Origin of the sequence: Actinoplanes sp. NPDC051494, from assembly GCF_044454705.1 — a bacterium.
Lineage (GTDB): Bacteria > Actinomycetota > Actinomycetes > Mycobacteriales > Micromonosporaceae > Actinoplanes.
Genome location: NZ_JBITDZ010000001.1, coordinates 1396429 through 1421043, shown reverse-complemented (window position 1 = coordinate 1421043; position 24615 = coordinate 1396429). Strand labels below are relative to the sequence as shown.

Annotated in this window: 32 protein-coding genes; 23 read left to right on the top strand and 9 right to left on the bottom strand. The window is 70.4% G+C overall.

Annotation, left to right across the window (positions count from 1 at the left end; all coding sequences use genetic code 11):
* Nucleotides 1-77: 77 nt before the first annotated feature.
* The gene (locus ACIA6A_RS06740; RefSeq protein WP_396096393.1) at nucleotides 78-2753 is read right to left on the bottom strand and encodes a hypothetical protein; all 2676 of its coding nucleotides are present in this window, start codon (nucleotides 2751-2753) and stop codon (nucleotides 78-80) included.
* 89 nt (nucleotides 2754-2842) lie between these two features.
* Here ACIA6A_RS06740 and ACIA6A_RS06735 point away from each other — a divergent pair, with 89 nt between their 5' ends.
* The 3 genes from ACIA6A_RS06735 to ACIA6A_RS06725 all read left to right on the top strand — a co-directional run bounded on the left by ACIA6A_RS06735 (nucleotide 2843) and on the right by ACIA6A_RS06725 (nucleotide 4159).
* The gene (locus ACIA6A_RS06735; protein WP_396096392.1) at nucleotides 2843-3124 is read left to right on the top strand and encodes a hypothetical protein; all 282 of its coding nucleotides are present in this window, start codon (nucleotides 2843-2845) and stop codon (nucleotides 3122-3124) included.
* Nucleotides 3121-3420 (top strand): hypothetical protein, encoded by a 300-nt coding sequence (locus ACIA6A_RS06730; RefSeq protein ID WP_396096391.1) that lies wholly within the window; start codon nucleotides 3121-3123, stop codon nucleotides 3418-3420. Before ACIA6A_RS06735 ends, ACIA6A_RS06730 begins: the two co-directional genes overlap by 4 nt.
* 70 nt (nucleotides 3421-3490) lie before the next feature.
* Nucleotides 3491-4159: a hypothetical protein gene (locus tag ACIA6A_RS06725; RefSeq protein ID WP_396096390.1), complete on the top strand. Its 669-nt coding sequence runs from the start codon at nucleotides 3491-3493 to the stop codon at nucleotides 4157-4159.
* 14 nt (nucleotides 4160-4173) lie between these two features.
* Here ACIA6A_RS06725 and ACIA6A_RS06720 read toward each other — a convergent pair whose 3' ends face one another.
* Complete coding sequence (locus tag ACIA6A_RS06720) at nucleotides 4174-6081, bottom strand: hypothetical protein (protein WP_396096389.1); 1908 nt, start codon at nucleotides 6079-6081, stop codon at nucleotides 4174-4176.
* A 307-nt stretch (nucleotides 6082-6388) separates the two neighbouring features.
* On the opposite strand from ACIA6A_RS06720, the gene ACIA6A_RS06715 reads away from it, so the two are divergent.
* The 3 genes from ACIA6A_RS06715 (at nucleotide 6389) to ACIA6A_RS06705 (ending at nucleotide 7530) form a co-directional block, all read left to right on the top strand.
* Nucleotides 6389-6670 carry a hypothetical protein gene (locus ACIA6A_RS06715; protein ID WP_396096388.1) on the top strand — a complete coding sequence of 94 codons (282 nt, stop codon included), beginning with the start codon at nucleotides 6389-6391 and terminating at the stop codon, nucleotides 6668-6670.
* 147 nt (nucleotides 6671-6817) lie between these two features.
* Entirely contained in the window at nucleotides 6818-7243 is a 426-nt protein-coding gene (locus ACIA6A_RS06710; protein WP_396096387.1) for a hypothetical protein, read from the top strand.
* Nucleotides 7240-7530 carry a hypothetical protein gene (locus ACIA6A_RS06705; protein ID WP_396096386.1) on the top strand — a complete coding sequence of 97 codons (291 nt, stop codon included), beginning with the start codon at nucleotides 7240-7242 and terminating at the stop codon, nucleotides 7528-7530. The genes ACIA6A_RS06710 and ACIA6A_RS06705 overlap by 4 nt, the downstream gene beginning before the upstream one ends.
* Nucleotides 7531-7538: 8 nt before the next feature.
* Here ACIA6A_RS06705 and ACIA6A_RS06700 read toward each other — a convergent pair whose 3' ends face one another.
* Complete coding sequence (locus ACIA6A_RS06700) at nucleotides 7539-7988, bottom strand: MarR family winged helix-turn-helix transcriptional regulator (RefSeq protein ID WP_396096385.1); 450 nt, start codon at nucleotides 7986-7988, stop codon at nucleotides 7539-7541.
* Between the two features lie 62 nt (nucleotides 7989-8050).
* On the opposite strand from ACIA6A_RS06700, the gene ACIA6A_RS06695 reads away from it, so the two are divergent.
* The 14 genes from ACIA6A_RS06695 (at nucleotide 8051) to ACIA6A_RS06630 (ending at nucleotide 19327) form a co-directional block, all read left to right on the top strand.
* The gene (locus ACIA6A_RS06695; protein WP_396096384.1) at nucleotides 8051-8419 is read left to right on the top strand and encodes a VOC family protein; all 369 of its coding nucleotides are present in this window, start codon (nucleotides 8051-8053) and stop codon (nucleotides 8417-8419) included.
* Complete coding sequence (locus ACIA6A_RS06690) at nucleotides 8412-8585, top strand: hypothetical protein (RefSeq protein ID WP_396096383.1); 174 nt, start codon at nucleotides 8412-8414, stop codon at nucleotides 8583-8585. The genes ACIA6A_RS06695 and ACIA6A_RS06690 overlap by 8 nt, the downstream gene beginning before the upstream one ends.
* Nucleotides 8586-8676: 91 nt before the next feature.
* On the top strand, nucleotides 8677-9300 hold the full coding sequence (locus ACIA6A_RS06685) for a DUF998 domain-containing protein (protein ID WP_396096382.1): 624 nt from the start codon (nucleotides 8677-8679) through the stop codon (nucleotides 9298-9300).
* Nucleotides 9301-9319: 19 nt separating this feature from the next.
* On the top strand, nucleotides 9320-9658 hold the full coding sequence (locus ACIA6A_RS06680; protein WP_396096381.1) for a YciI family protein: 339 nt from the start codon (nucleotides 9320-9322) through the stop codon (nucleotides 9656-9658).
* 43 nt (nucleotides 9659-9701) lie between these two features.
* Entirely contained in the window at nucleotides 9702-11168 is a 1467-nt protein-coding gene (locus ACIA6A_RS06675; protein WP_396096380.1) for an RNA polymerase sigma factor, read from the top strand.
* 73 nt (nucleotides 11169-11241) lie between these two features.
* A complete protein-coding gene (locus ACIA6A_RS06670) occupies nucleotides 11242-11562 on the top strand; it encodes a hypothetical protein (RefSeq protein ID WP_396096379.1) in 321 nt (106 codons plus the stop codon).
* Nucleotides 11559-13247 carry an alpha/beta hydrolase gene (locus ACIA6A_RS06665; RefSeq protein WP_396096378.1) on the top strand — a complete coding sequence of 563 codons (1689 nt, stop codon included), beginning with the start codon at nucleotides 11559-11561 and terminating at the stop codon, nucleotides 13245-13247. The genes ACIA6A_RS06670 and ACIA6A_RS06665 overlap by 4 nt, the downstream gene beginning before the upstream one ends.
* Before the next feature lie 83 nt (nucleotides 13248-13330).
* Complete coding sequence (locus ACIA6A_RS06660; RefSeq protein ID WP_396096377.1) at nucleotides 13331-13726, top strand: hypothetical protein; 396 nt, start codon at nucleotides 13331-13333, stop codon at nucleotides 13724-13726.
* Nucleotides 13727-14023: 297 nt separating this feature from the next.
* Entirely contained in the window at nucleotides 14024-14899 is an 876-nt protein-coding gene (locus ACIA6A_RS06655) for an alpha/beta fold hydrolase (RefSeq protein WP_396096376.1), read from the top strand.
* Between the two features lie 58 nt (nucleotides 14900-14957).
* Entirely contained in the window at nucleotides 14958-15611 is a 654-nt protein-coding gene (locus ACIA6A_RS06650; RefSeq protein WP_396096375.1) for a lysophospholipid acyltransferase family protein, read from the top strand.
* 51 nt (nucleotides 15612-15662) lie between these two features.
* Nucleotides 15663-16493 (top strand): HEAT repeat domain-containing protein, encoded by an 831-nt coding sequence (locus ACIA6A_RS06645; protein ID WP_396096374.1) that lies wholly within the window; start codon nucleotides 15663-15665, stop codon nucleotides 16491-16493.
* A 4-nt stretch (nucleotides 16494-16497) separates the two neighbouring features.
* Nucleotides 16498-17499, top strand: a complete 1002-nt coding sequence (locus ACIA6A_RS06640; RefSeq protein WP_396096373.1) for a tetratricopeptide repeat protein — start codon at nucleotides 16498-16500, stop codon at nucleotides 17497-17499.
* A gap of 98 nt (nucleotides 17500-17597) precedes the next feature.
* Nucleotides 17598-18032: a YciI family protein gene (locus tag ACIA6A_RS06635; RefSeq protein WP_396096371.1), complete on the top strand. Its 435-nt coding sequence runs from the start codon at nucleotides 17598-17600 to the stop codon at nucleotides 18030-18032.
* Nucleotides 18033-18073: 41 nt separating this feature from the next.
* Nucleotides 18074-19327 carry an RNA polymerase sigma factor gene (locus ACIA6A_RS06630; RefSeq protein ID WP_396096370.1) on the top strand — a complete coding sequence of 418 codons (1254 nt, stop codon included), beginning with the start codon at nucleotides 18074-18076 and terminating at the stop codon, nucleotides 19325-19327.
* On the opposite strand, the gene ACIA6A_RS06625 is transcribed toward ACIA6A_RS06630, so the two are convergent.
* From ACIA6A_RS06625 to ACIA6A_RS06610, 4 genes are all read right to left on the bottom strand, one after another.
* Nucleotides 19328-19699 carry a YciI family protein gene (locus ACIA6A_RS06625; RefSeq protein WP_396096369.1) on the bottom strand — a complete coding sequence of 124 codons (372 nt, stop codon included), beginning with the start codon at nucleotides 19697-19699 and terminating at the stop codon, nucleotides 19328-19330.
* A gap of 128 nt (nucleotides 19700-19827) precedes the next feature.
* Nucleotides 19828-20082, bottom strand: coding sequence for a hypothetical protein (locus ACIA6A_RS06620; protein WP_396096368.1), 255 nt, complete (start codon nucleotides 20080-20082; stop codon nucleotides 19828-19830).
* A gap of 4 nt (nucleotides 20083-20086) precedes the next feature.
* A complete protein-coding gene (locus ACIA6A_RS06615) occupies nucleotides 20087-20605 on the bottom strand; it encodes a hypothetical protein (protein ID WP_396096367.1) in 519 nt (172 codons plus the stop codon).
* A gap of 73 nt (nucleotides 20606-20678) precedes the next feature.
* Nucleotides 20679-21155, bottom strand: coding sequence for a MarR family winged helix-turn-helix transcriptional regulator (locus ACIA6A_RS06610; RefSeq protein WP_396096366.1), 477 nt, complete (start codon nucleotides 21153-21155; stop codon nucleotides 20679-20681).
* Nucleotides 21156-21213: 58 nt separating this feature from the next.
* On the opposite strand from ACIA6A_RS06610, the gene ACIA6A_RS06605 reads away from it, so the two are divergent.
* Both ACIA6A_RS06605 and ACIA6A_RS06600 read left to right on the top strand, forming a co-directional pair.
* Complete coding sequence (locus ACIA6A_RS06605; RefSeq protein ID WP_396096365.1) at nucleotides 21214-21603, top strand: hypothetical protein; 390 nt, start codon at nucleotides 21214-21216, stop codon at nucleotides 21601-21603.
* A gap of 81 nt (nucleotides 21604-21684) precedes the next feature.
* On the top strand, nucleotides 21685-22065 hold the full coding sequence (locus ACIA6A_RS06600; protein ID WP_396096364.1) for a YciI family protein: 381 nt from the start codon (nucleotides 21685-21687) through the stop codon (nucleotides 22063-22065).
* Here the strand turns inward: ACIA6A_RS06600 and ACIA6A_RS06595 are convergent.
* Complete coding sequence (locus tag ACIA6A_RS06595) at nucleotides 22049-22621, bottom strand: TetR/AcrR family transcriptional regulator (RefSeq protein ID WP_396096363.1); 573 nt, start codon at nucleotides 22619-22621, stop codon at nucleotides 22049-22051. The two genes, ACIA6A_RS06600 and ACIA6A_RS06595, sit on opposite strands and share 17 nt — an antisense overlap.
* 44 nt (nucleotides 22622-22665) lie before the next feature.
* On the opposite strand from ACIA6A_RS06595, the gene ACIA6A_RS06590 reads away from it, so the two are divergent.
* Nucleotides 22666-23625: an SDR family oxidoreductase gene (locus tag ACIA6A_RS06590; RefSeq protein WP_396096362.1), complete on the top strand. Its 960-nt coding sequence runs from the start codon at nucleotides 22666-22668 to the stop codon at nucleotides 23623-23625.
* 115 nt (nucleotides 23626-23740) lie between these two features.
* Here the strand turns inward: ACIA6A_RS06590 and ACIA6A_RS06585 are convergent, their stop codons facing one another.
* A complete protein-coding gene (locus ACIA6A_RS06585; RefSeq protein WP_396096361.1) occupies nucleotides 23741-24607 on the bottom strand; it encodes an aldo/keto reductase family oxidoreductase in 867 nt (288 codons plus the stop codon).
* Between the last annotated feature and the right edge of the window lie 8 nt (nucleotides 24608-24615).

Here is a 24615-nt window from a genome sequence, read left to right as displayed (position 1 = left end):
GGATCGAATGATCGCCATCCGGGTGCGCCGCGGTTGCCAATCGGTGACAGGGTCGGCGGCCATGCCTCTTGTCGCGGTCAGTCCGAGGTGTCGGTCACCGTGCCGACGGCCGTGCCCAGCTCGGGGCCGAACTGCAGCGAGACCACCTCGGGGCCCTCGGCGACCTCGTCGGTCACGGTCGGCACCCCGATGTCGGCGGTGAGTTCACCACCGTTGACGTAGGTGTAGGTGAACGCGCCCGTCTGTGACAGCGGTCGTTCCGGCTCCGGCCGCTCGACCGAGCTCTCCCAGAGCCAGTCGGGGTCGACGTCCATGGTCGACAGTTCCGTGCCCCGGGCGGGAGGCTCGACCGCGGCGAACACCATGATCGCCGACTCGGCCTCGGTGGACAGGGTCGCCCGCCAGGTCAGCGTGCCGCCCTCGGTGACCGTGTCGGTGACCGGGGCGATGCTGATCTCCGGCGCCGGATCGTCGTTGACGATCTCCACCCGGCCCTCGTAGTCGCCCACGACCATGCCCCGCTCGGCCTTCGCGAGCACCCGCTGCTCCTCGAACTCGCCGTACAGCGTGTCACCCGTGACCTCGACCGGCACCTCGATGAGGCTCTCGCCCGGCGCGACGGTCTCGATCCATGAGGTGCTCTGGAGGGTGCCCGTGTCGAGGAGTGTCAAGCGCACCTGCCCGCCCCCGCGGCCGGTCACCCGCACCGGGACCTCATAGGTGCGGGTGCCCTCGTCGCCCTCGTCGACCGACATGCCGCCGATGTCGACACGTGGCAGCGCACTCGCCCGGGGGGCGGGCGTGCCCGGCCGGTAGCCCCAGGCGTCCAGCAGCCAAGCCTGCCCGTCCGTGGTGCGCGGGATCAGTTCGAGGCTGGCCAGGTCACCGCGGAATCCGCGCAGCGGCACCCGCACCTCCTGCGCCCAGAGCCCCTTGGTCAGATCGGTCCCGGGCAGCCCGTCGACGCTGACCTCCCCGAGCGTCGTCCGCTTGCCGGAGCGGTCCACGACGGCGACACCGAACCGGGTGTTCGTCGAGTTCGGCGGCACGATCAGCCGCAGCGCGAGATCCCGGGAGCCGCCCAGCGCCATCGGCTGCCCGGGGGCGAGGGTCAGCGCCGTGCCGGTGGCCGACCAGCGCAACGCGGCGGCATGACGGCCAGGCTCCGGGATCACGTTACGGAAGGGGGTGAAGTGAACCGTCTGGTTACGGCCGGCCATCGACCTGATGCAGTAGTCCTCGGGTTCGTAGGTGACCTGGTCGCAGATCCGTGCCCCGCCACCGGTGCCGACCGACGGATCCGGCAGCAGCGCGGCTCTGCGGGCACCGCCGAGGGCGTGGGCGAACACGTGCGCCGGGTCCGCCGACGGTGCGCGGACACCACTACCGTCGAGCAGCGGCAGCATGCGGTCGTCGCCGGTGAACAACCGAGCGGCCGCCGCGATGTACGTCGCACCGACATCCTGCTGCTGCGCCGCGGTCAGCCGCGTGGGTGCTGTCGTACCGCACACCGCGTCGTTCGGGTCGGTGAACTCCCAGTCGTCGAACGAGAACGCGACCGCCTGGCCGGGGGTCCATTCGGTGTTGAAGAAGTTGTGGTTGGCGCCGACGACGAACAAGGAGCTGTGCAGGGCCGCCCCGAGGCTGACCCCGCGGGTCTCGTCGACGAACATCTGGCCCTGGAGGTTGGCGACGTCGCCGTCGCACCCCGGCAGGATCGTCACCGAGGGTACGTCCGGGACCGGGTTCTGCCCGAAAATGGTGGGGCCGATCAGCAGCATCCCGCGGATCGTCCAGCGGGTGGCGACGGGGTCGCCGGCCGGTGCGCTCAGCGAGTCCATCGCCGCCCGGCTGACCCCCTCACCACCGCGGGAGTGCCCCATCAGGAAGACCTTGCCCAGGTCGGCGCGGGGCGCTGACCGTACGATCGGGGGTGCCGTCGCCCGGCCCGCCCCGGCCCAGTCCGCCCAGCGCGCGAGGTGGTGGCGCACCAGCGCCGACCGGCCCTGCGCCCCGCCGTCCTCCAGCCAGCCGTCCTGGCCGTTGATGCCGTTCGCCGAGATCGACGCGGTGATCCAGCCCTGCGAGGCGAGCAGCCGTTGCGCCTGCAGGTAGCCGCGGTGACTCGGGATCGGCTCGGTGTCCTCGGGGCACGGCCACTCCATGAACCAGTCGTCGCCGCTGTAGCAGGTCGGGTGCCGTCCGTGCAGGAACAGTGCCAGGGGCCGTTTGCCCGGTGCGTTCCGCGGGGCGACGACCACGGCCTGCATCTCGATCGGCGCCGGGAACTCGGGCAGGGTGACCCCGGCGAGCTGGTACTCACCCTCGATCGTCCGGTAGCGCCCCGTGACCCCGGGGTCGATGTCGTGCCGGGGAAGCGTCGTGGGTGCGCTGACGGCCTGCTTCGTCGTGGACCGCGGCACCGGTGCAGGCTGGTCGAGGCGGCGGCCGTCAGCCCGTACCGAAAGATTGGTCAGGCTCGGCACCTGGCCGAGGCCGAGCCGGAAGGTCGAATGATCCGGGGTGAATCGAGGCACCCCGAGCCGCCGTTCCCCGGAGTAGAACTCCACCGCGGCGTCCCCGGCCGGCACCTGCGCCCCGGCCCGCCAGACCAGCTGGCCCCGCTCGATGGACCAACCGTCCGGGAGCGCCGTGCGAACCGCGGGCGGGCCGGGCTCGGGAGCGGCCACGGCCTGCGTTACGCCACCGAGCACCAGCACCCCAGCGAGCGCGGCAACAAACAATTTCCGCATGTGCATATCTCCATGTCTAGTCCACATCGGCAAATCCCTTATGGTGGACTGACATGGGGAGAGGCGGGGGCATGCGAGCTTCTGGCTGGATGACAATGACGATGATGGTCGCGGTGCTGGCGGTGGCGGGCTGCTCCGATCAGCTCGGTGACCGCCAAGGCGACGAGGGCGCACCACCCGACAAGATCTCCGATGTCGACTACATCGAGGTCTTCCGCAACGCCGACAATTTCCCCAACATCGCCCGGATCTGCGTACGGGGCCTGGGTTTCGCCTCCACGTCCAGCGGGGCCCGCGGCGAGAACGGCTATGCCCAACCGGCCCTGATCCGGGTTCCCGAATGGGACGCCACCTGCGCGGGTGCAAAATGAGGCGCGGGCTCGCTCTGATGGCCGCGGTGGTGCTCGGCTTGGCGCTGACCGGCTGCTCCGACCAGCTCGGCGACCGCGGCGGCGACGAGGGCTCGAAACCGGACAAGATCTCCGACGTCGACTACATCGAGGTCTACCGCAACGCCGACAAATTCCCGAACGTGGCCCTGATCTGCATCGAGGGCATCGCGTTCGCAAGCACCTCCAGCGGCGGCCCCTCCCTGGTCCGCATGCCGGAATGGGACAAAAAATGCCCCGGCGCGACCCCGGCCACCCCGTCGCCGTCCCCGTCTTGACGATCGTCGCCGAGGTGACCGAAGGGCCATCAGCTCATGCGAGGCGTCTTTCGCTACTAGCGTCGGCGTGGTGACCTCCTCCGAAGCTGTCGCCGTCCGGTCCGCCCATGCCCGTCCGGTGGCCGACGCCGTGGTCCGGTTCGCCGCCGGCCACGGCGTGCCCGCGCGGGTGCTGCCGTCCGTGGTGCCGGGTGCGGAGCTCACCGCGTTCGTGGGGGAGCCGTCCGGCGGCTGGGTAGTGCTCGCCCTGCCGGACGGCAGCGACTTCGCCGAGCCGGCGTGCCGGTGGCTGTCCGCCGAGCTGGACACCACCGTCAGCGAGCTCGGCCTCTTCGAGTCAACCTCGTGGTGGCACCGGGTGTTCGACCGCGGCCGCGACGTCGACCGTTACTCGAGCCGGCCGGCCGGGCAGGTCCCGTTCGGCGCGTCGCGGGCCGAGGCCGCCCGAGTCCGGAAGACGTGGGCCGGCGACCCGGAGGAGGTGGCCGCGGTGTTCGGCGCCGACCCGCGGATGGTCGCCCGCTACTACGCCGGACCCGGATGGTTGAAGCGGCGCCGGCTCGTGGCCCGGTTGCGCGGACCGTCCTACCAGCCCCGGGCATTCCCCGACGACAATACGGACCTGCTCGACGGATGGGTCGGCGCGGACCTGTGGCAGCGGCTGGGAATCACCTACGATCCGCCCCGGTGGGCACACTGCGTCGGCTTCGACACCATCGAATCACCGCCGTTCCCCTGAGGCGGCCGGTGCGGTCAGGGGTTCAGCGGCGCGAGGTGCAGTGGGCGGACCGCGTTGTTGCCGGTGGTGGCGTCGTGGAATCTCATTCTGAGGGCCCAGGCGCAGGCCTGCCGGGTCACCGGGTCGGGGTGGGTCTGCTCCAGGTGGCGCAGGCGTACGCGGTCGTCCTTCTGGCCGTCGAGCTGGGGGGTCACGGTCAGCAGGTAGGCCGCGGCCCGGGCTATCGGGTGGAACTCCGGTCCCTGGTGGTGTTCCACGAACGGCCATAGTTCCGGGTCGACTTTTTCTCGCATGTAGCGGGCGAGCGGCTCCTGGCCGAGGGCGCCGTAGCAGTCACCGATCGCGAAGATCACCGCGTGGAGTTCCGACACCACGTCGCGGGTGAGGGTCTCCTTCGCCACGTGATGTTCCACCGCTTCGCGGGCATGGTCGAACGCGTCCTTGAGGGCCGCTTGCACCCGGTCGGCGCGGTCCTGGAGGAAACCTATGCCGAACAGGGCCCGGCATCTCATCCAGGGTTCGGCGTCGGCGTGTTCCAGGATGGTGATCATGGCCTGTGCGGTGGCGGTGGCCAGGCCGGCGCCGCGGAGGGTGTTGAGGGCCTTACGGCGGTAGACGCCCGCGTTCTGCAGCAGGGTCTGCTCGAACAGGAACACGGTGGCGGCCCTGACCGGGTCGGGGACGGTGCTGTCGGTACGCAGCCGGTCCGCCCCGGAGGCTACGACGCGCAGGAAGGGGTACTTCTCGGCGTCGTCCGGCCAGGTGCTGGCCACCTTCTCGTTCTGGCCGAGCATGTGTCGCAGGGTCGCGCTCAGCCACTGACGACCGCCCGGTGGCGGCGAGTAGTACGGGCGGGTGCTCGCTGTCTGCTCCTCGTTCTCCAAAGCTTCGATGATCACGTTGAGCGTCATCCGCGCGCGGCGCACCCGGGCCGAGCCGATTCCGTCGGGGTGGCTGACCGCTCGTTCCCAGATGCCCATCGCCGCTGTTCCCCGCTCGCGCAGGTGGGCGCTGCGGTCGGCGGCCCGTCGTTCGAGGATCTCGGTGGGCCAGTCCCGGTCGATGGTCCAGGCGGAGGGGATGGCGATCGCGAGTTCCAGGTCGAGTGACCGCGCCGGGTACAGGCTCTTCTCCCGCAGGCTGTCGCCGTCGTTGACGAGGCGGCTCTGCACCCACTGGGGCAGCGGGTCGTCCTTGGTGAGCGGGTCGCCGGCGTTGGCCGCCGCCTGGACGACCGAGGTGATCGCCCGCCAGATCCGGAATCCGAGCGGGGAATCCGCGAGCACGTCGCGCAGGATGTCCCGGGTGCCGTGCTGTCCGCGGACGCCTTCGAACGCCTGCGGGTGCCGGGCCAGCGCGCCGAGCACGATCAGCGCGTCGATGCTGTGCGGCGCCGGCGCGCCCGCGCCGATCAGGAGCAGCGGGTACACCACCTTGTCCAGGTCGAGCTGGTGGTGGGCGACGACGGCGCTGCGGGCCCGGTCGCTCTTGGCTCCCATGAAGGCGGACAGCAGCGCCGAGGCCTGCATCAGGAACCCGATCGGCTTCTCGAAGTCCTTCTCGAGCAGCTCGGAGACCCAGCCCGCGGGCAGGTTGCCCACGGCCGTCGACTTGTCCTTGTAGCCGCGCAACCGGGCCGCGAGGGCGACGAGCCCGCCCGTCCTCGCGGCGAAGGCCGGGTCGAAGGCGAAGACCGCGCCGTCGAGGTCGTGGAGCTTGTTGGTGATCTTGTCGCTCTGGTCGTTGAGCACCCCGGCGAAGCTGGCCTTGCTCAGCCCCATCGCCGCGCCGAGCTCGTTGAAGTCGATGCCGTGCTGGGTCTTCAGGTAGATGGCCTGGGTCTTGGCCGCGTACCGCAGCAGATCGGTCGCGTTCGTGATGTCGGTCAGCGCGACGGCCTTCACCGATTTCGGGCTCGTCATACCGTCGCCCTCCCACCCGAAAAGTGTTCCCGCGCCGACGATACGGATAGGTGCAGGTCAACAGAACCACCCGTTCACCTGAGTCGAACCGGCTATCCGCCCACAGTGAACGGTCGGGTCCCGCAGGCGTACACCCACGGTTTGAGCTGGAGATTCCCTCACTTTCACGTTGGCTGACGGCCCTTGACGTCGGCACCCTGGAAAGGACCGCAGGAATCCCGCCGGCCCGGCGCAGCAACGTCGGCCGGCATCTCGACCGCTGTACGGGTCCTTTTCGGACCGACAGCCGAACAGGAGTTCACCCGACATGACCAACACCCGCGCCACGCCGGCCGAACGACCGGAGCGCCCGACCCCACCGCACCACCGGCCGACGCTGCCCGGCTGGGCGATCGCCGTGATCGTGGTGTGCGCCATCGGCGGTGTCACCATCGCCGCGCACTACCTCGGTGTCGAAGCCGACGCCCTGGCCAAGGTCATTTACGCGGTGGCCGCTCTGGTCACCGCGCTCGGCCTCGGTCTCGGCGCCGTAGGAGCCGGAGCGGCAGTCCGTCGCCGTCGGCGCTCGCGAAAGCGTCGCGGCAGCTGACATGCGTGTCGGCGGGTCCCAGCACGCTGGGCCCGCCGACACCGCTTCGTGCCCGCCTGCAGCAACAGATCGGGCACCCGCAGGAAACCGACCGAATCCGATCAACAGACCCGGCCACCTCAGCCGGCCCCCGAGAAGGAGCCTGACATGCCGTTCCCTGTTTTCGAGAGTAGGGCGGACGACGCCCGCCCGCTACGACGTATGGCCGAGTCACCCTCATCCGAACGGGTGGCGCGCCGGTTCGAGCTCCGGCCCACCTGGCACCTGGTGATCTTCCCGATCGCCTGCGCGGCGCTGGTGCGGGCTGTCCTGCATCTCGGCGGGCAGGCCGCGGAACCGTGGCTGACCTGCCTTCTTTACGCCCTGGCGGTGGCCGTCGGGATCGGCCTCGCCGTCGCCGTCGACGTCCTGCCCGATCCCGAGGTCGCGAGGGCCATCAGCGCGGTCCTGGGATCTGTCGCATTTGCGATATCGAGCTATTCCAGTGCCGACCTCAGCGGCGCCTGTGTGCTTCTGGCCGTGTACCTCCTGCTCGCCGTCATCACCCGGCGCACCTCGGGGGGACGGCCGTGACCGCACAGCCCGGGTCCTGGACCTTCGCCACGGCTCTCGACCGCTTCCACCGCCCCGGCCTGCACGCCGCGCGGCTCTCCAAGCTCGCCGGCGACCTGCTGGACGAGGTGTCCCGGTTGAGCGCCGACCTCCACGACGGCGAGGTGACCGTGGACGGACTCCGCGCGGACGAGATCGAGCATCTGCGCGAGGTGCTGACCGACATCGCGACGTACGCGGACGAGACCCGGCCGAAGATCCAGCGGATGCGGCACGCGCTGGACTCGATCGTGGCCGGATCCCTGTGACCGGATCCCTATGAGTCGTCGCGTAGGGCGAGGACCATTTTCCGTAGGTTGCGGAAGGTCTCCGACTGCTCGGTCCCGGTCAGGCCGCTCAGCATCCTGACCTCGACCGACCGGACCGCCATGGTCGCTGCCTCCAGGCTCTGCCGGCCGCGGGGCGTGAGCCGGGTGGGGAGCACCTTCCCGACGGGTGCTTCGGCCGGCCTGGTGACGAAGCCCTCCCGTTCCAGGCTCTGGAGCAGCACGTTCATCGATTGCCGGGTCACGAACACGCCCCGGGCCAGTTCGGAGTTCGACAGGCCCGGTCGCTGGGCCAGCAGTTCGAGGCAGGCGTAGCGCGTGACGCTCATGCCGAGCGGTCGCAGCACCTCTTCCATGGCGGTGCGCAGCGCGCTCGACGCCTCTTTCAGCAGGTAGCCCAGGGACTTCTCCAGATTCACGCCGGTTCCGTCTTGACTCATGTCAGGATTCTGACATAGCCTCATCTGTGTCAGCAAACTGACACGAAAGAAGGAGCATCATCGTGCCTGTCACCGGACCCGACTTCATCTCCCTGCAAGCAACCGACCTCGCCGCTTCGCAGGCCTTCTACGAGCAGTACCTCGGTCTCGTCCGCTCGCCGGCCGGGCCTCCGCACGCCGTCGTGTTCGAGACGAAGCCGATCGCCTTCGCGCTGCGTGACGTCGTCCCCGGCACCGACCTCGCCGCCGTCGCCCAGCCCGGCATCGGTGCCGCGATCTGGCTGCACGCCACCGACGTCCAGGCCATCCACGACGCGCTGGTCGCCGACGGTCACACCATCACCGCCGCGCCGATCGACGGACCCTTCGGGCGCACGTTCACCTTCGCCGACCCCGACGGTTACCTGATCACCCTGCACGACCGTGCCTGAGCAGCGGTTCTGGATCAACACCGTCAGCCTGGACCACGTCGAGGCGGCCATCGAGGGCGGTTTCACCCAGGCGGACCACGGCGCGGGCACCCGCCTGCGCCGGCCGCGCCCCGGTGACGAGATGGTCTTCTACTCCCCGCGTACGAGCCTGTCGGGCGTTGCCTGAAAAGTTTCTGGTGGGCCGATGTCCGGATCGGCGGGGTGGGCGCGACGCGTACGTGACCAGCGTTCAGCAGCCGCCCACCAGGGAGCAGATCATGACCACGACCAGCCACTCAGTCACCGACCGACGCCTGCTGACCTGCGGGTTGCTGGCCGGACCGATGCTGATCGGGGTGGGGCTGGTCCAGGTTCTCACGCGGGACGGGTTCGACCTGGACCGGCATGCGCTCAGCCAGTTGTCGCTGGGCCGGTGGGGCTTCGTACAGATCATCAACTTTCTGGTGACCGGTGTCCTGGTGATCGCGGCGGCCCGGGGACTGCGCGGCGTGCCGGGGATGGTGTGGGGGTCACGGCTGCTGGCCGGCTTCGGTGCCGGAATGCTCATCGCCGGAGTTTTTCCCGCCGATCCCGCCTACGGGTTCCCGGCCGGGACGCCGGACGAGCTGGGCCCGCTCAGCTGGCACGGCGTCCTGCACAGCGCCGGCTTCATGGTGGCCATGGTGTCGTGGGCGGCGGCGATGATCGTCCTCGCCCGGGCCTTCATCCGCCGCGGCGACCGGGGGCAGGCCGCGGTCTGCGGGGTCGCGCTGGTGACCGCCGCTGGTGTGATCATGGCTCCGGCGCTCGGCTCGTTCGGGCTCCGGGCCATCGTGGTGTCCGCCGTCCAGCTGGCCGCCGTCGCGCTGCTCTGCGCGAAGGCACTGGCTTCCCACCGATAGGAGACAGACCGTGCAGTTCATGACCATGTTGAAGGCGCGCGAGGACGCCGGAGCACCGCCGCCGGACTTCTTCGAGGCGATGGGCGCCTACATCGCCGGTGTCGCCGCGAGCGGCAAACTCATCGGCACCGGCGGCCTGCTGCCCAGCTCGGCGGGGGCGGAGGTGCGTGCCACCGGCGGCAAGGTCGTCGTCACCCACGGGCCGTTCACCGAGGCCACCGAACTGGTCGGCGGCTACGCCATCTTCGAGGTGGACTCGCTGGACGAGGCCGTCACGATGGCGACCGAGTTCGTACAGCTGCATGTCGACCGCTGGCCCGGCTGGGAGGGCGCGTCGGAGATCCGGCAGATCGGGTAGCCCGCTGCTTGCGCCGACGCGGGGGCGCTGCTGAGATCGACCGGTGAGCAGCGCGAACGAGGCCGTCGTGGCGACCTGGCGGGAGCAGTCCGCACGACTCGTCGGTGGGCTGCTCCGCCTGACCCGCGACCTCGACCTGGCGCAGGACCTCGCCCATGACGCCATGGTCGCGGCTCTGGAGCAGTGGCCGGCCACCGGCGTCCCGGACAACCCCGGCGCCTGGCTGATGACCGTCGCCAAACGCCGGGCCGTCGACCATTTCCGCCGCGCGGAGCGCCAGACCCGGATCGACCAGGAGCTGCATACCGTACGAGGGGAGGAGCAGCACATGCCCGACGTGGCGGCCCAGATCGACGTGGTCGAGGACGACACCCTGCGCTTGATGCTGCTGACCTGCCATCCGGCGCTGACCGTCGAGTCCCAGGTCGCCCTCACCCTGCGGCTGGTCGGCGGTCTCACCTCCCGCGAGATCGCCCGGGCGTTCCTCGTCCCCGAGGACACCGTCGTCCGGCGCATCACCCGGGCCAAGTCCACGTTGGCGCAGGTCGCACGCACCGCCACCGGTGACGGGTCGCCGTTCGACGTGCCCGGTCCGGCCGAGCGCCGGCAGCGGCTGCCCGCCGTGCTCAGCGTCGTCTACCTCGTCTTCACCGAGGGATACGCCGCGACCACCGGCGCCGACTGGATGCGCCCGGCGCTGTGCGACGAAGGCGTCCGCCTCGGCCACCTCGTGACGACCGCTTTCCCGGACCAACCGGAGGCGTACGGGCTGCTGGCCCTCATGTGGCTGCAGGCCTCCCGGATGGACGCGCGCACCGACGACACCGGCGCCGCCCTGCTGCTGGAACACCAGGACCGGGGGCGGTACGACCGGTTCGCCATGCGCCGGGGCACCGAGGCGCTCGGGCGCGCCCTGTCCACCGGACCGCCCGGCCCCTACACGCTGCAAGCCGCCATCGCGGCCTGTCACGCCCGGGCGGCCGGCGTGCACGACACCGACTGGGCCACGATCGTCGACCTGTACGACGCTCTCGCCCACCTGAACGCCTCACCCATCGTGCTGCTCAACCGGGCCGTCGCCCACGCCATGCACTCCGGGCCGCAAGCCGGGCTGCACCTCGTGGACGAGCTCGCCACGGCACCGGGCCTGCGCGACCACCACCTGCTGCCCAGTGTGCGCGCCGAGCTGCTGACCCGCCTCGACCGGCACGCCGAGGCCCGCCAGGAGTTCCGGCATGCCGCCGAACTCGCCACCAACACCCGGGAACGGGATCTGTTGCGCAGCCGCGCCGAGGCCCTCGTCCACGTGATCAAGAACGGTCCCACGATCAGCGCCAAGCACGTCGGCACCACCGGCACCCACCGCGACGACAGCGACACCCTGTACCTCACCGGCAAGGCGAACCGCAGCCAGGAAATCACACCGGGTCAGAGCGAACCGCGGCCTGACCCGGTACCGCCCGGGAGGACAGCGGTTCGTCCTCGTCGACGGTTCTCACGGGGCCTCTGAGCTGGAGGTCCTGTAGTAGTGTCGCTGGTCGGACGCCTGCCCCGGTGCGGGTGCCCGAACGGGGGAGGAATCGATGGCTGACGTTACGAAAGTGGATCTGCCCGGCGTGACCAAGGTCGGCACGGCGGTGGACGACGCGGCGAAGGTGCTCGACACCGCGTACACCGACTACACGCCGAAGCTCGCCGGAGCCTCGGCGCTGACCGGGTGGGCGACCGGACCGCAGCTGACCAGCGGCGCGCAGACCTGGACCACCTACCTCGCCGACCTGCGCGGGGACGTGCGTGGTTACGGCGAGGACCTGGTCCAGTCGGCCAAGGACTACCAGGCCACCGACGAGGCCGCGGCCGCCGCGGTGCAGCAGCCGATGTACGGGCCGTGGGTCCCGCGATGAGCGGCATCACCCTGAAACTGCTGATGGACACCGACGTGTCCGGCGTCGAGCAGGCCGCGCAGGCGTGGCTCGGCCTGGCCGAGCAGATCGACGACACCGCCGAGGGCCTGATCCGGGGCACCCGCCCGCTGGAGGACGCCTGGCCGGACGGGACCGCCGGGGCCGCCGCGGTGGACCGGGCCGCGAAACTGCGGGCCGAGGTCTCGAACGCCGAGCCGCCGTGCCGCCGGATCGGCAAGCAGCTGCAGCAGTTCGCCGACGGCATACAGGACCTGCAGGAGCTGTACCTGGTGGTGCAGGGCAGCGCCGCGCAGCAGGGCATCACGATCGACCTCGCCACCGGCACGGTCACCGCGTCGCCGGGCACGGTCGCGTCCGCCGGCCGGCCGGACATGGTCACCTCGCTGGTCAACGACTACGTCACCCAGCTGCAGGACATCCTCGGCCGGGCCGCCGAGCTCGACGCGAGCACGGCCAACCTGATCAGCGTCAACCTGCCGGACACCAGCACCGGGTTCGGCACCGGCAGCATGTCGCCGGTCAGCGAGCAGACGCTGCGTGACCAGGCCGGGCGCACCCCGGCCGAGGTCGCCGCGTGGTGGTCGGCGCTGACCCCGCAGCAGCAGGAAGACGCCATCCAGGACTACCCGGAACTCGTCGGGTGGCTCAACGGCGTGCCCGCCACGGACCGCGACACCGCCAACCGGTTGCGACTGGACAACGATCAGGAAGCTCTGACCGTACGGAAAAATGCGGTTGATGCCCGGATCCTGGAGTTGGCCATGGGTGGTGCGACGAACGGGGTCGCGCCCAGCGCCGACACCCAGGAGCTCGCTGACCTGCTGAAGCGGAGCGAAGAGCTCGAGACGCAGCTCAGCGGCCTGCAGAAGGTGGAGGACAAGCTCGGTTCGCTTGCCGCCGACGGTGACAAGGCGTTCCTGCTCGGCATCGACCCCACCGGTGACGGCAAGGCCATCGTCGCGATCGGCAACCCGGACACCGCCCGGCACACCGCGGTGTGGGTGCCCGGCCTGAACACCGAGCTGACGGATTCCCCCAGCAACATCAACCGGGTCCGGGCCCTGCAGAACGTCGCCGACAGCCGCACGCTCGCCGAGGACGACGTCGCCGGGATCTTCTGGCTCGGGTACGACACCCCGGAGTTGAGCTCCGACACCGAGTACAACACGTCGGTGGCCAACGGTGACCGCTCGAAGCAGGGCGCCGTCGCGCTGGACAGTTTCGTCGACAGCCTGCACGCCACCCACGACGCCGGCCCGTCACACGTCACCGTCGAGGGCCACAGCTACGGCTCGACGGTGGTCGGCGAGGCCGCGCAGACCGGCGACGGGCTCGCCGCGGACGACATCATGACCGCCGGCAGCCCCGGCATGCGCACCGACCGCGCCGAGAACCTCAACATCGACCCGCGCCACGTGTGGGCCGGCGAGGCCAAGGGTGACTGGGTGTCCGGCGGCCCGGCCAGCTGGCTCGGGCACGGCAACGAGCCCGGCGACGAGGACTTCGGCGCCAACCGCTACGTCGTCGACACCGAGGGACACAGCGCCTACTGGAGCTATAACGCGGACGACACGCCCACGACCAGTTTGCTGAACCAGGCCAAAATCATCATCGGCGAGTACGACTCGGTCTCGCTCGAGCACGGACGGGCACCGGCCTCATGATTTTTCCGCGGATCCTTGTCACCGCCGCCCTCGCGTCGACCGTCATGCTCGCCGGGTGTTCCGGCGAAGGAGAGAAGAAACCGATGCAGTCACTCCCGAAGACCGAGGCCATCGCCCAGGTCAACGCGCTGGCCGAGACGGTGCGCCAGGCCGCCACGACCGACGCGTTCAAGACGTCGAAGGCGGCCACCGACGCCTGCGAGAACGCGGCCGGCGAACTGCTGGACGAGGCCGAGGCGTACCGCATCGTCGGCACCTTCCAGCTCCTGGTGCCGGTCGCCGAGCAGCCGCAGGCCCTGGCGAAGGTCCGGGAGCGCCTGGAGGCCGACGGCCTCACCATCACCGACACCCGGACCTACCCCAAGGGCGGCGGCCTGCTCAGCGCCAGCCGGGGCGACGGCTACGGCCTGACCTTCGACAGCGCCGAACCCCCGGCGATGGCCCTGCTCGTCGTGTCACCCTGCTACCGCCCGTCCTGATCCGGTCGTGATCGCCGAATTCCTGCGCTGAGGGCCCGCCGGGGGATTTCCTGGATCGGTGGACAAGCGAACCCTGATGGGTATCCCGCTCCGAGCGCACCTCGTGGTGACGGTCGCGCTCGTGGCGATGGGCATGACGGTGCCGGGCTTCCGCGCGCTCGACCGGCTGCTGACGAGCGTCCACGCGGTCACGGACGAGCAGCGCGATGGCGACCTCCACCTCGACGCCATGCGGACACCTGCGGCGCGGGAAGGCGGTCAGCTAGCTTCGCGTACGGGCGCCGTTATCGTGCCTCCATGGTGGAGACACGGGAGCGGTTCGTGGCATCCGGGCCACTGCGGATCTGGACCGAGCGGGCCGGGGATCCTGGGCTTCCCGCGGTGCTGCTGATCGCGGGGTCCGCTGCTCAGGGCGTGAGCTGGCCGGATGCGCTGGTCGGCCGGCTGGTCGGGCGCGGGGTGCAGGTGATCCGGTTCGATCATCGCGACACCGGGCGGTCCAGCGTCGTCGACTTCGACGCTCATCCGTACACGATCGGGGACATGGCTCGCGACTGCCTGGCCGTACTCGACGGGTATGGGCTGGATTCCGCTCACGTGGCGGGCGCCTCCCTGGGCGGCATGCTCGCGCAGTGGCTGGCGGTGCACGCGCCGGACCGGGTCCGGTCCCTGACCGTCATGTCCAGCTCGCCGATGGGCCATGATCCAGGTCCGGTGTGGGCCCGGGCGCGGGCCGGGGAACCGGCCGACCCGGACGACCTGCCACCACCGTCACCGGCGTTCCTCGCGCATCTGGCCGCCGGGCTGCCGCCGTCGGTGGAGTCCGACGTCGCCCTGTTCCGGGTCTTCAACGGTCCGGTCCGGCCGTTCGACGAACCGGCCGCCCGGGCGATGCTGGAGCTGGCACTATCGCGGGCCACCGACCCGGCCGCCGCGGCCAACCACAGCCGGGCCGTGTGGCTGCCCGACCCCGGCCTGCACGCCCCGCTGTCGTCGATCACCGCACCGGCCTCGATCGTGCACGGCGACCAGGACCCGATCTATCCCCTCGGCCACGGCGCGGCCCTGGCCGCCGCTGTCCCGGGCGCTGACCTGCGGGTCGTGCCCGGGATGGGCCACGTCATGACCTCACCCGGGCTGCCCGAGGAGGTCGCGGACCTGATCCGGTGCTGATGCCCGGGGTTGTGCCGACCTGCTAAAAAGGGCGGTAAATACCAGCGGGAGTGGGTTCATGGAGCGCAATAGTTCGGCCGCCGCGGCGGGCACAACCGGCCGGATCCCGCTGGTTTATCGGGCGGTCATGGCGGCGGCCGGGCCCGTGGTCCGCTGGTGGGGCCGCCTGGAAGTGGTCGGCCTGGACACCCTCCCGACCCAGGGCGCGACGATCGTCCCGGCCAACCATGACAGCGCGTGGGACCCGGTGGTCATCGCGTTCGCCGCGCGCCGGCACCGGCAGATCCAGGCGCTCGCCAAAGCGTCGCTCTGGAAGAATCCGCTGCTGGGGCGCGTGCTCGACGGGATGGGACAGATTCCCGTACGCCGCGGCCAGGCCGACCGGGACGCACTGGATGCCGCGGTGCGATGTCTGTCCGACGGCGGGTGCCTCGGGATCTTCCCGGAAGGCAGCCGTTCGCAGGGGCGGCAGTTGCGGGCCAAGAGCGGTGCCGGGCGCCTCGCGCAGGCCGTGCCGCAGGCCCGGATCGTCTGCGCGGCGGTCTCCGGAACGGTGGACATCGCCCGTTTCCCGCGCCGCCCCCGGCTCAAGGTGACGTTCTTCGAACCGACCCCGGCGCCGCCGTCGGAATCCGCGCAGAACCTGGCCCTGCGGCTGACCGCCGAACTCCGTGCCGTCGCGCCGGTGGCCCCGGCGGGCCAACAGCAGTAGCCGCCCGTCACCCGGTCGCGACCGGGCGGTGGTGGCGCGTATGGTCGGGCGGTGAATCCGGCTGACCTGCAGGGCCTTCGTTCGGGGAACCTCGAGACCCGCGAAGCACATGTGCATCGCCTGATCGAGCGGGCCGGGACGCACGGTGACGAATCGGCCATCGCGGCGCTGCATGCGCTGGTCCGCGACTACCCGGATTATCACCGGTCGCTGTATTCGCGGGCGATGAACCACGCGGCTGTCTTCGCCGACCCCGCGCTGGCGGAGCCACTGCTCGCCGCGCTCGCGGACACCCGTTACAACTGCCAGGCGTGGGCCGCGATGGGCTGCGCCGCGATGGACATCCGGGCCGCGGTGCCGCAGCTCATGACGCTTGTCGATCACCCACAATGGATCGTACGGGGGGAGACGGTCACCGCGCTGGGAGTGCTCGGCGACGCGGCGGCCGTACCCGCGCTGGCGCCTTTGCTCGGTGACCAGGCCGACTGGTTGCGGCAGCGGACGGCGGATGCCCTGGCCCGGATCGGCGGTGCGGCGGCGCTGGAGGCGCTGTGGCACGAGTTCGAACACCGGCGCTTCGCCCGGATCGGCTATCTGGCCAGCACGCTGGCTTTGTTCACGCCGGAGGTGGTGCCGCGGCTGCTGACCGCGGCCGAGAGCACCGATCCGGACCAGCGGTACTGGGCTGCCGTCGCGCTCGGGTCGACCGGCGACGACCGGGCGGTGCCGGCCCTGGAACGGCTGATGGCCGGCGACCGGGGCGTGACCGTGTTCGACGGCGAGGTGCGCACCGCGGCGAAGAAGGCCCTGCGCACGCTGCGCCGCATCCAGGCCGCCATCGCCGAACGGGAGAAAGTAAAAGCTGATATTGAAGTAGACTGATGCGATGCGTCGTCCGGTCCCCGATCCTGGCTCCTCGGCCGCCGCCGAGGCGATGAACCAGCAGGGGCTGGAGGCTGCCGCCCGGGGTGCCCTGGCCGAGGCTGAGCAGCTGTTCCGCAACGCCCAGCGACTGGGCTCCGAGTGGGCCCCGGTCAACCTCGGCACGGTCTACCTGGAGCAACGACGCTGGGCCGAGGCCGAGGCGCTGCTCCGGCCGGCGGCCGACCGGCACATGGCGTACGCCGTCTTCCAGCTGGCCGTGCTCCACCACGCCACCGGCCGGGACGTGGAGGCACTGTTCACGCGCTTCACCGCCGCCGCCGATGTGGCCGCGGTGAAAGAACTCGCCCGGTTCTGCCTCGACACCGGGAACATGGCACTGGCAGAACGCTTTTACCGACTCGCCGCCGACCACGACGATGTCGACGCGATGGTCTCGCTGGCGTCCGTGCTGCACGCCAAGGGGCACGACACCCAGTCGGAGCACTGGTATCAGAAGGCCGTCGACCGCGGACATCCCATCGCGATGAACAACTACGGCAACCTGTTGAGACAACGCGGCCGGGTGGCCGACGCGGTGGCGATGTACCGTCGCGCGGTCGCCGCCGGCAACGACGGTGCCCTGTTCAACCTGGGCGTCGCACTGGAGGACCAGGGCGACCCGGCGGGCGCCGAACAGGCCTACCGCCGCGCGCTGGACACCGGTGACCTGGACGTGCTCACCAACCTCGGCCGGCTGCTGCGCCACCGCGGCGAGGTCCGCGAGGCGGAACGGCTCTACCGCCGGGCCATCGACGCCGGTTACCCCAACGCCCTGCACAACCTGGCGATCCTGCTCGAAGCCGAGGGGCGCCCGGCGGAGGCCCGAGCCCTGCGCCGCCAGGCCGCCGAGGCCGGCACCCTCGACCCGGGCCGCCTGGCCGCCACCCAGCCCGGCTGGCCCCACACCCAGGACGTGACAGCCGACCAGCAGACCGTCGACCCGGAGACCTTCCGCCCCCGCTAGCCGCACCGGGACCGAAAAAACTTCTGGCCGGGTGTCGATCGGGGCCACCGCTCGTTCGACGCGTGGGTGATTCGGCACCCTGAGGTGAGGAGACAGCGATGCGGTTCATGGTGATCACCAAGGCCAGCGCGGACAGTGAGGCCGGTGTGCTGCCCGCCACCGAGGATTTCGACACGATGGGGAAGTTCATCGAGGAACTGGTCGACGACGGCGTGCTGCTGGCCGCCGACGGGCTGCAGCCCAGTGTCAAGGGGGCGCGGATCTACTTCGACGGGGAGACGAAGACCGTGGTGGACGGGCCGTTCACCGAGACCAAGGAGCTCATCGCCGGGTACTGGCTGGTCGAGATGAAGTCGCTCGAGGAGTGCGTGGAGCGGTTCAAGCGCTGCCCGGTGCAGCGTCCCGGGTCGGGGGAGCGGACCAACCTGGAGATCCGGCAGGTGTTCCAGGCCGAGGACTTCGGCGAGGCCTTCACCGCCGAGCAGCAGGAGGCCGTGGAGCAGCGCCGCGCGAAAGCCGCCGGGAACGGGTGACCGGTGTTGCGGATGATCGTGCGGTGGGGTAAACGGAGGTCATGGCCACGGACACCCACCGCGCGATCGAGGCGGTCTGGCGGATCGAGGCGGCGCGGCTCATCGCCGGGTTGACCCGGCTCGTCCTCGACGTCGGCGTGGCCGAGGAACTGGCACAGGACGCGCTGGTCGCCGCGCTGGAGCAGTGGCCGGCCGAGGGTGTGCCGCACAATCCGGGCGCGTGGCTGATGACCACCGCCAAGCGTCGCGGCATCGACCGGATCCGGCGCAACGAGACCTACCGGCGCAAGGTCGAGGAGGTCGGCCGGGGGCTCGAGGAGTCGTCCCCGGACATCGCCACCCTGGTCGCCGACGACGACGGGATCGGCGACGACCTGCTGCGGCTGATGTTCGTGGCCTGCCATCCGGTGCTGTCCGCGGAGGCCCGCGCCGCGCTGACGTTGCGGTTGCTCGGTGGGCTGAGCACCGAGGAGATCGCCCGGGCCTTCCTCGTGCCGGAACCGACCGTGGCCCAACGCATCGTGCGGGCCAAGAAGACACTGGCCAAAGCCCGGGTACCGTTCGAGGTGCCGCAGGGCGACGAGCTGGCCGCCCGGCTCGGCCCGGTGCTCGAGGTCCTCTACCTGATCTTCAACGAGGGCTACGCGGCCACCGCCGGCGACGACTGGATGCGGCCGGCACTGTGCGAGGAAGCGCTGCGGCTCGGCCGCGTGCTGGTCCGGCTCACCCCACGCGAACCCGAGGCGTACGGCCTGGTCGCGCTGATGGAGATGCAGAGTTCGCGGGCCGGCGCCCGTACCGGAGCCGGTGGGGTGCCGATCTTGCTGGCCGACCAGAACCGCGCCCGATGGGACCAGCTGTTGATCCGCCGGGGTCTGGCCGCGCTGGAGCGGGCCGAGGCCCTGGCCGCCGGCGAACCGGGCCCCTACGTGCTGCAGGCGGCCATCGCGGCCTGCCACGCCCGGGCCCGTCATTTCCAGGACACCGACTGGAAGAGCATCGCCCAGCTGTACGAAGACCTGGCCCGGGCGCAGCCGTCCCCGGTGGTCGAACTGAACCGGGCGGTGGCGCTGTCCATGGCGTACGGGCCGGAGACCGGGCTGGCGCTGCTGGACCAGCTGCTGGCCTTCCCCGCCCTGCGCACCTACCACCTGCTGCCCAGCGTGCGCGGCGACCTGCTGGTCAAACTGGGCCGGCGGTCCGAGGCAAAAATGGAGTTCGAGCGGGCGGCGGCGCTGACCCGCAACGAACGGGAACGAACCCTGCTGCTGGACCGCGCCGCCGCCTGCGCCTGATCAGCGTGCCGGGCGTGGGGAATACAGCGCTTCCTGCTCCGCGTCGGCCATGAGCACCCGGACCTCCTGCGCACAGCGGCACCCGGCAGCGAGCTTGGCGGCCCATGCCAGCGCCTCCTCACGGGTGTCCACCTCGATGACCGCGAACCCGCCGATGACTTCTTTGGTCTCCGGGTACGGCCCATCGGTGACCGCCCCATCGGTGTCCACGACGCTCGCCCGCTGGCGTTCCAGCCCGGCCCCGTACACCCAGACGCCGGCGTCCACCGCCTCCCGGAAAACCGCCTGCGAGGACGTGGCCACGTCATCCCAGTCCCCGTCGGCAATATGGTCCATCGCGCCGTCATTGAACGAGATCAGGTACCGGCTCATCCCACAACTCCCTCGTCGCGGCGGCCCGACCCGGCCGCCTCTCACCAGTGCTACGAACGACACGCCCCGGATCCGACGCTACGCCGGAGGAAATTCCCCGGCGCGATCTTCAGGCTGGGTTGCTGCTATCAGCGACGGGTCCTTCGCACTGGGATCGCTCTCAATGCGAGGTCTTCGGCCAGCTGCCCCATGGCGGGCGCAGAGCCGTCATCCCCGCAGCATGGGGGCTTGGTTCGCTTTTCTGATGAGTCCGGCTCGAAGCCCACGATCCGGTACAGCTCGTAGTAGACGTTGAAGTCCACATCGTTGTCGTCATGATCCGCGAGCAAGATGAGCCAGGCCTTGGTCGCTGACTCGAATGTTCGAACGATCTCGGTGGGCATACGACTAGTCGGCGATCCCTAGTTCCCGCTCCAGCTCATCCACGTCAGTCGGGATCCCTTGACCGCTACGCATCTGCCCCAGGCTTTCCTGCAGGTCGTCGCGATCGAGAAGTGCTTGGTCCGAAAGCCGGTGCCAGACCTTGTTCAAAAGGTCCCTGTCGTGCCCGGCCGCGCGCAAGTCCCGCACCAAGGTCGAAACTTCGTGCAGCCGCAGGGCGTCAAGCCCGTTGGCGTGCCCCGTGGCAGTCGTGAGCAGGCCTCGGCGGGTCCAAGCCCTGACGGTTGGCTCACTGATCGTCAGGAGGGCCGCCGCCGTCGAGACGGAGACCGGTCCGATATCGCCGAGGAAGGCGCGCCCTTCCTGCAGTAGTTCGGCGCGGTTCTGGTCGCTCTTGTCGAGACGCCCGGCGATCCGCTCGATGGCACCCACGTGAGCGAGGATGCGCTCGACCTCCGCGCGTTTGAAGCGACGGCTGTTTTTGCGCTGCAGGCGGAGCTTGGCTTTGTTCGCTGAGAAGCTCAACGACCCACCTCTTCCCTCCGGGGACTCTCTCGTGGTTTCGAGTATGCGGCACTTTTTCGAAAGTCGGTAGCCATCATGGCTGGTCCGGATGGGTCTCGCGTTCGGCGGCGGCGACGGCTTCGTTGAGGCGGTCGAAGAAGGCCAGGATGGTGGCTCGGTCGGGGGCTGGGAGGGCGGCGCAGACCTCGTCGATCCGGTGGATCACCGGGGCCCAGGCCTGGACCGAGGCCTGGCGGGCGGCGTCGGTCTCGGTGACCGTCACCCGGCGGCGGTCGACGGTGTCGCGCTTGCGTTCGACGTGGCCGGTGCGTTCCAGGCGGTCGATCATCTGGGTGGCCGAGGCGGTCCGGATGCCGAGGTGGTCGGCCAGCTCGGTGGCGCCCATCGGGCCGTTTTGCACGAGCGCACCGATGGCGGACATGTCGGTGGGGTTCATTTTCATGCGGGCGGCCATCCGGCCCACTAGTTCCCGGGAGTCGCCGATCATGTCGCGGACGGCCAGGGTGACGGGGTCGAGGTCGGCGTACGGCTGGGCCGGATCTTCCTGCATGACTGTATTTCATCACACCTTGCGACTAGGCGATCTAATGACTAGTTTCCCTAGTTAGTTGTCGCTGCGGGAGGGGGTCACGGTGATGGCCGGTGAGGTGGTGCAACAGCATGTCCGGCTGCTGCTGAAGGCGCCGTTCCTCGCCGAGGAGGCCCGGCGCAGGCGCGCCGAGCAGATCGCCCGGACCGGCCGGCGGGTCGTCGTCGCCACCGGCCGGGAGCTGCGCGACTGGTTGACCGGTGCGGTGATCGCCCACCACGACCCGGTCCGGCACTATCCCGCCGACAACCTGTTCACCGACGTCCCGGAACCCGACACCCTCACCCCGGGAATCCCGCCGTCACTGCATCGGGCGATCGAGGAGTGGGTGTTCGATTCGTCCACCCCGGACCGGGAGATCGCCGACTTCGTGGGCTGGCCGGTGGCAAAGGTCCGCGAACACCGCTGAGCCGGATGTCGAATCGGTGGTTGTTCGTTCGACGTGGGGGTGTGCGGGTCGGCTGGCGGCCTTGCCGGAGGAGGGATCGTGATGGCGAAGTACATGCTGATCATGCGGGGGACCGATGCGTCGAACGCGGCCATGATGGCTGACATCGATGCGGTGATGGTGTCGACGCAGCGGTTCATCGGGGAGATGGTCCGGGCCGGGGTGCTGGTGTCGGCGGAGGGGCTGGACGATCCGGGGCTGGGCGCCGTGGTCGACTTCAGCGGGGCGGAGCCGGTGGTCAGCTCTGGGCCGTACGGGAAGACCGAGGACCTGTTCGGGGGTTTCTTCCTGCTCGATGTCGCCTCCCAGGAGGAGGCGGTCGGGTGGGCGAAGCGGGTCCCGGCGGCGCGTGGGGCGAAGATCGAGGTTCGGCGGGTGCCCGGCGGCGAGGAGGTCCCGCAGCAGGTCAGCTCGGCCGGGTGACGACCGCCTGCATGGCCGTGGTCGTCTCGAGGATGATGTCGGCGAGCGGGCGCTCGGTGTCCTCGTCGAGCCACCGGCCGACCGCGACGTCGATGACGGTGGCCGCGAGCTGGGCGGCCAGGGTCGCTTCGAGGTCGTTCAGGCCGCGGTCGCGGAAGCCGGCGGCCCCGGCCTCGGCGATGAGGGAGCGTTTGCGCAGTTCGCGTTCGCGCAGGCCCTCGTCGGAGCGGATCACGCCGCGTAGCAGGCGCAGGTAGTCGCGCAGGCCGTCGAAGCGGGGGGCGACGACGTCGCGCAGGCTGGTGGCGATCACTTCCATCGGGGTCAGGTCCGGTGCCGCCGAGGCGAAGACCTGAGCCATCACGGTGGGTAGCACGCTCTCACCGGTGAACAGCACCTCGCGTTTGTCGGTGAAGTGCCGGAAGAACGTGCGGGTGGTCAGGCCGGCGCGGGCGGTGATCTGCGGGACCGTGATGGCCGCGAAGCCGTGTTCGAGGGCCAGCTCCAGTGCGGCGGTGTGCAGTCTTTCGGCGGCTCCCGGTTCCCAGCGACTCATCCGGCCACTCTAGTTGACGGCACGTCGTGTCATCATGCACAGTGATGACACGACGTGCCGTCATGGGTCGTCGCCGATGGCAGGAGCGCGAGATGCAGCAGGACGATCGACCCGTACTGGTCATGGGTGGCACCGGATTCCTCGGTCGGCGACTCGTGGCCGCTCTGCTCGCGGATGGTCACCGGGTCCGCTGCCTGGTCCGTGACCCCGGCAAGGCCGACGACCGGGTCGAGGTCGTCGTGGGCGACATGCTGGACCCGGCCGCCGTGGCCACGGCCGTCGACTCCGTCCGCGCGGTCTACTTCTGCGTGCACACGCTGTCGAAGCAGGCCGGCCCGCACCGGGGCAGCGACTTCATGGACGTCGAACAGGCCGGGCTCAGCAACGTGATCACCGCCGCCCACGACCATGGCGTACGCCGGGTGGTGTACGTGACCGCGATCGGCACCCATCCGGACGCGGTGAGCAGCTGGTCCCGCGGCCGCGCCCGGGCCGAGGCGATGCTGCTCGGCAGCGGCCTCGACGCCACGGTGCTGCGGCCGGGCATGATCGTCGGGCACGGTGGCGACGGTTTTGGCATGGTCGAACGTGGTGCCCGCAGCTCCGTCGCCGTGCTGCCGGCCAGCCGGACCCAGCGGTTCCGGACCATCGGGGTCGACGACCTCGCGGACATCCTGGTGGCGGTGATGGACGACCCGCGCTCGTTCGGCCGGCACTACGACGTCGGCTCCGACGACGTGCTCACCATCGGCGAGATGATGGACGCGGCCGCGAGTCACCTCGGCCGCCGCCCGCCCATCAAGATCCACCTGCCCCGCCGGGCGATCGCCGCCGTGGCCCCGCTGATCGAACGCCTCGCCGGCATGCCCCGCGGCGCGGTCGGTGGCTTCGTCGGCCCCGGCGCGGACGCCGACCTGATCGGCGACACCAACCCCATCAACCTCCTTCTCGTACGCCCTCCGCGCACCTTCCACGAGACCATGACCGCGGCCCTGGCCGTATGACCGTGGGGTCATGCCCATCGCCTTGCCGAGCGCCGCGGTGGTCACCGCGTTGGTCCCGCCGCGCGGTCGCCTACGTCCTACCGGGGCTGGCGGCCTGACCCGCCGGGACCCGGTTTCAGTGGCCGATCTTGTCGAGGTCGGCCAGGTCGCCGGGGGTGAGGGCCAGGGCCGCGCCGGTGATGTTCTCGCGCAGGTGGGCGACCTTCGATGTGCCGGGGATCAGCAGGATGTTCGGGGAGCGCCGCAGCAGCCAGGCCAGCGCGACCGCCATCGGGGTCGAGTCCAGGCGGGCGGCCACGGCGGAGAGGGCGGTGGACTGCAGCGGGCTGAAACCGCCGAGCGGGAAGAACGGGACGTACGCGATGCCGTCCGCGGCGAGCTTGTCGATCAGCTCGTCGTCCTGGCGGTAGGCGAGGTTGTACATGTTCTGGACGCACACGATCGGAGCTATCGCGCGGGCCTCGGTGATCTGGTCCGGGGTCGCGTTGCTGACGCCGAGGTGGCGGATCAGGCCCTGCCGCTGGAGGTCGGCGAGCGTGCCGAACGCCTCGGCCGCTGATTCCGGCACCGGACCCTCGGCGTTGCCGAGGCGCAGGTTGACTACGTCGAGTGTGTCGAGGCCGAGGTTGTCCAAGTTCTGGTGGACCTGACGGCGCAGGCTCTCCGGGTCGCGGGCGGTGGGCCAGCCGCCCTGCTCGTCACGGTTGGCGCCGACCTTCGTGACGACATGCAGGCCTTCCGGGTACGGGTGCAGCGCTTCACGGATCAGCTGGTTCGTGACGTGTGGTCCGTACGCGTCGCTGGTGTCGATGTGGGTGATGCCCTGGTCGACGGCCTCGCGCAGGACGGCGACGGCGCCCTGGTGGTCGGCGGGCGGTCCGACGACCCAGGGGCCGGCGAGTTGCATGGCCCCGTAGCCGAAGCGGGTGACGGTCAGATCGCCGAGTGTCCAGGTGCCGCCGGGTAGAGAAGTCGAAGTCATGTGCTCCA

Bases quoted from the DNA above. Each gene is read 5' to 3' on its own strand.
- ACIA6A_RS06600 (WP_396096364.1), top strand. From the start codon at position 21,685: ATGGCGAAGTACATGCTGATCATGCGGGGGACCGATGCGTCGAACGCG.
- ACIA6A_RS06620 (WP_396096368.1), bottom strand. From the start codon at position 20,082: ATGCCCACCGAGATCGTTCGAACATTCGAGTCAGCGACCAAGGCCTGG.
- ACIA6A_RS06590 (WP_396096362.1), top strand. From the start codon at position 22,666: ATGACACGACGTGCCGTCATGGGTCGTCGCCGATGGCAGGAGCGCGAG.
- ACIA6A_RS06585 (WP_396096361.1), bottom strand. From the start codon at position 24,607: ATGACTTCGACTTCTCTACCCGGCGGCACCTGGACACTCGGCGATCTG.
- ACIA6A_RS06665 (WP_396096378.1), top strand. From the start codon at position 11,559: ATGAGCGGCATCACCCTGAAACTGCTGATGGACACCGACGTGTCCGGC.
- ACIA6A_RS06700 (WP_396096385.1), bottom strand. From the start codon at position 7,988: ATGAGTCAAGACGGAACCGGCGTGAATCTGGAGAAGTCCCTGGGCTAC.
- ACIA6A_RS06595 (WP_396096363.1), bottom strand. From the start codon at position 22,621: ATGAGTCGCTGGGAACCGGGAGCCGCCGAAAGACTGCACACCGCCGCA.
- ACIA6A_RS06610 (WP_396096366.1), bottom strand. From the start codon at position 21,155: ATGCAGGAAGATCCGGCCCAGCCGTACGCCGACCTCGACCCCGTCACC.
- ACIA6A_RS06740 (WP_396096393.1), bottom strand. From the start codon at position 2,753: ATGCGGAAATTGTTTGTTGCCGCGCTCGCTGGGGTGCTGGTGCTCGGT.
- ACIA6A_RS06710 (WP_396096387.1), top strand. From the start codon at position 6,818: ATGCCGTTCCCTGTTTTCGAGAGTAGGGCGGACGACGCCCGCCCGCTA.
- ACIA6A_RS06660 (WP_396096377.1), top strand. From the start codon at position 13,331: ATGCAGTCACTCCCGAAGACCGAGGCCATCGCCCAGGTCAACGCGCTG.
- ACIA6A_RS06625 (WP_396096369.1), bottom strand. From the start codon at position 19,699: ATGAGCCGGTACCTGATCTCGTTCAATGACGGCGCGATGGACCATATT.
- ACIA6A_RS06640 (WP_396096373.1), top strand. From the start codon at position 16,498: ATGCGTCGTCCGGTCCCCGATCCTGGCTCCTCGGCCGCCGCCGAGGCG.
- ACIA6A_RS06655 (WP_396096376.1), top strand. From the start codon at position 14,024: ATGGTGGAGACACGGGAGCGGTTCGTGGCATCCGGGCCACTGCGGATC.
- ACIA6A_RS06635 (WP_396096371.1), top strand. From the start codon at position 17,598: ATGCGGTTCATGGTGATCACCAAGGCCAGCGCGGACAGTGAGGCCGGT.
- ACIA6A_RS06680 (WP_396096381.1), top strand. From the start codon at position 9,320: ATGACCATGTTGAAGGCGCGCGAGGACGCCGGAGCACCGCCGCCGGAC.
- ACIA6A_RS06650 (WP_396096375.1), top strand. From the start codon at position 14,958: ATGGAGCGCAATAGTTCGGCCGCCGCGGCGGGCACAACCGGCCGGATC.
- ACIA6A_RS06670 (WP_396096379.1), top strand. From the start codon at position 11,242: ATGGCTGACGTTACGAAAGTGGATCTGCCCGGCGTGACCAAGGTCGGC.
- ACIA6A_RS06730 (WP_396096391.1), top strand. From the start codon at position 3,121: ATGAGGCGCGGGCTCGCTCTGATGGCCGCGGTGGTGCTCGGCTTGGCG.
- ACIA6A_RS06735 (WP_396096392.1), top strand. From the start codon at position 2,843: ATGACAATGACGATGATGGTCGCGGTGCTGGCGGTGGCGGGCTGCTCC.
- ACIA6A_RS06685 (WP_396096382.1), top strand. From the start codon at position 8,677: ATGACCACGACCAGCCACTCAGTCACCGACCGACGCCTGCTGACCTGC.
- ACIA6A_RS06630 (WP_396096370.1), top strand. From the start codon at position 18,074: ATGGCCACGGACACCCACCGCGCGATCGAGGCGGTCTGGCGGATCGAG.
- ACIA6A_RS06720 (WP_396096389.1), bottom strand. From the start codon at position 6,081: ATGACGAGCCCGAAATCGGTGAAGGCCGTCGCGCTGACCGACATCACG.
- ACIA6A_RS06715 (WP_396096388.1), top strand. From the start codon at position 6,389: ATGACCAACACCCGCGCCACGCCGGCCGAACGACCGGAGCGCCCGACC.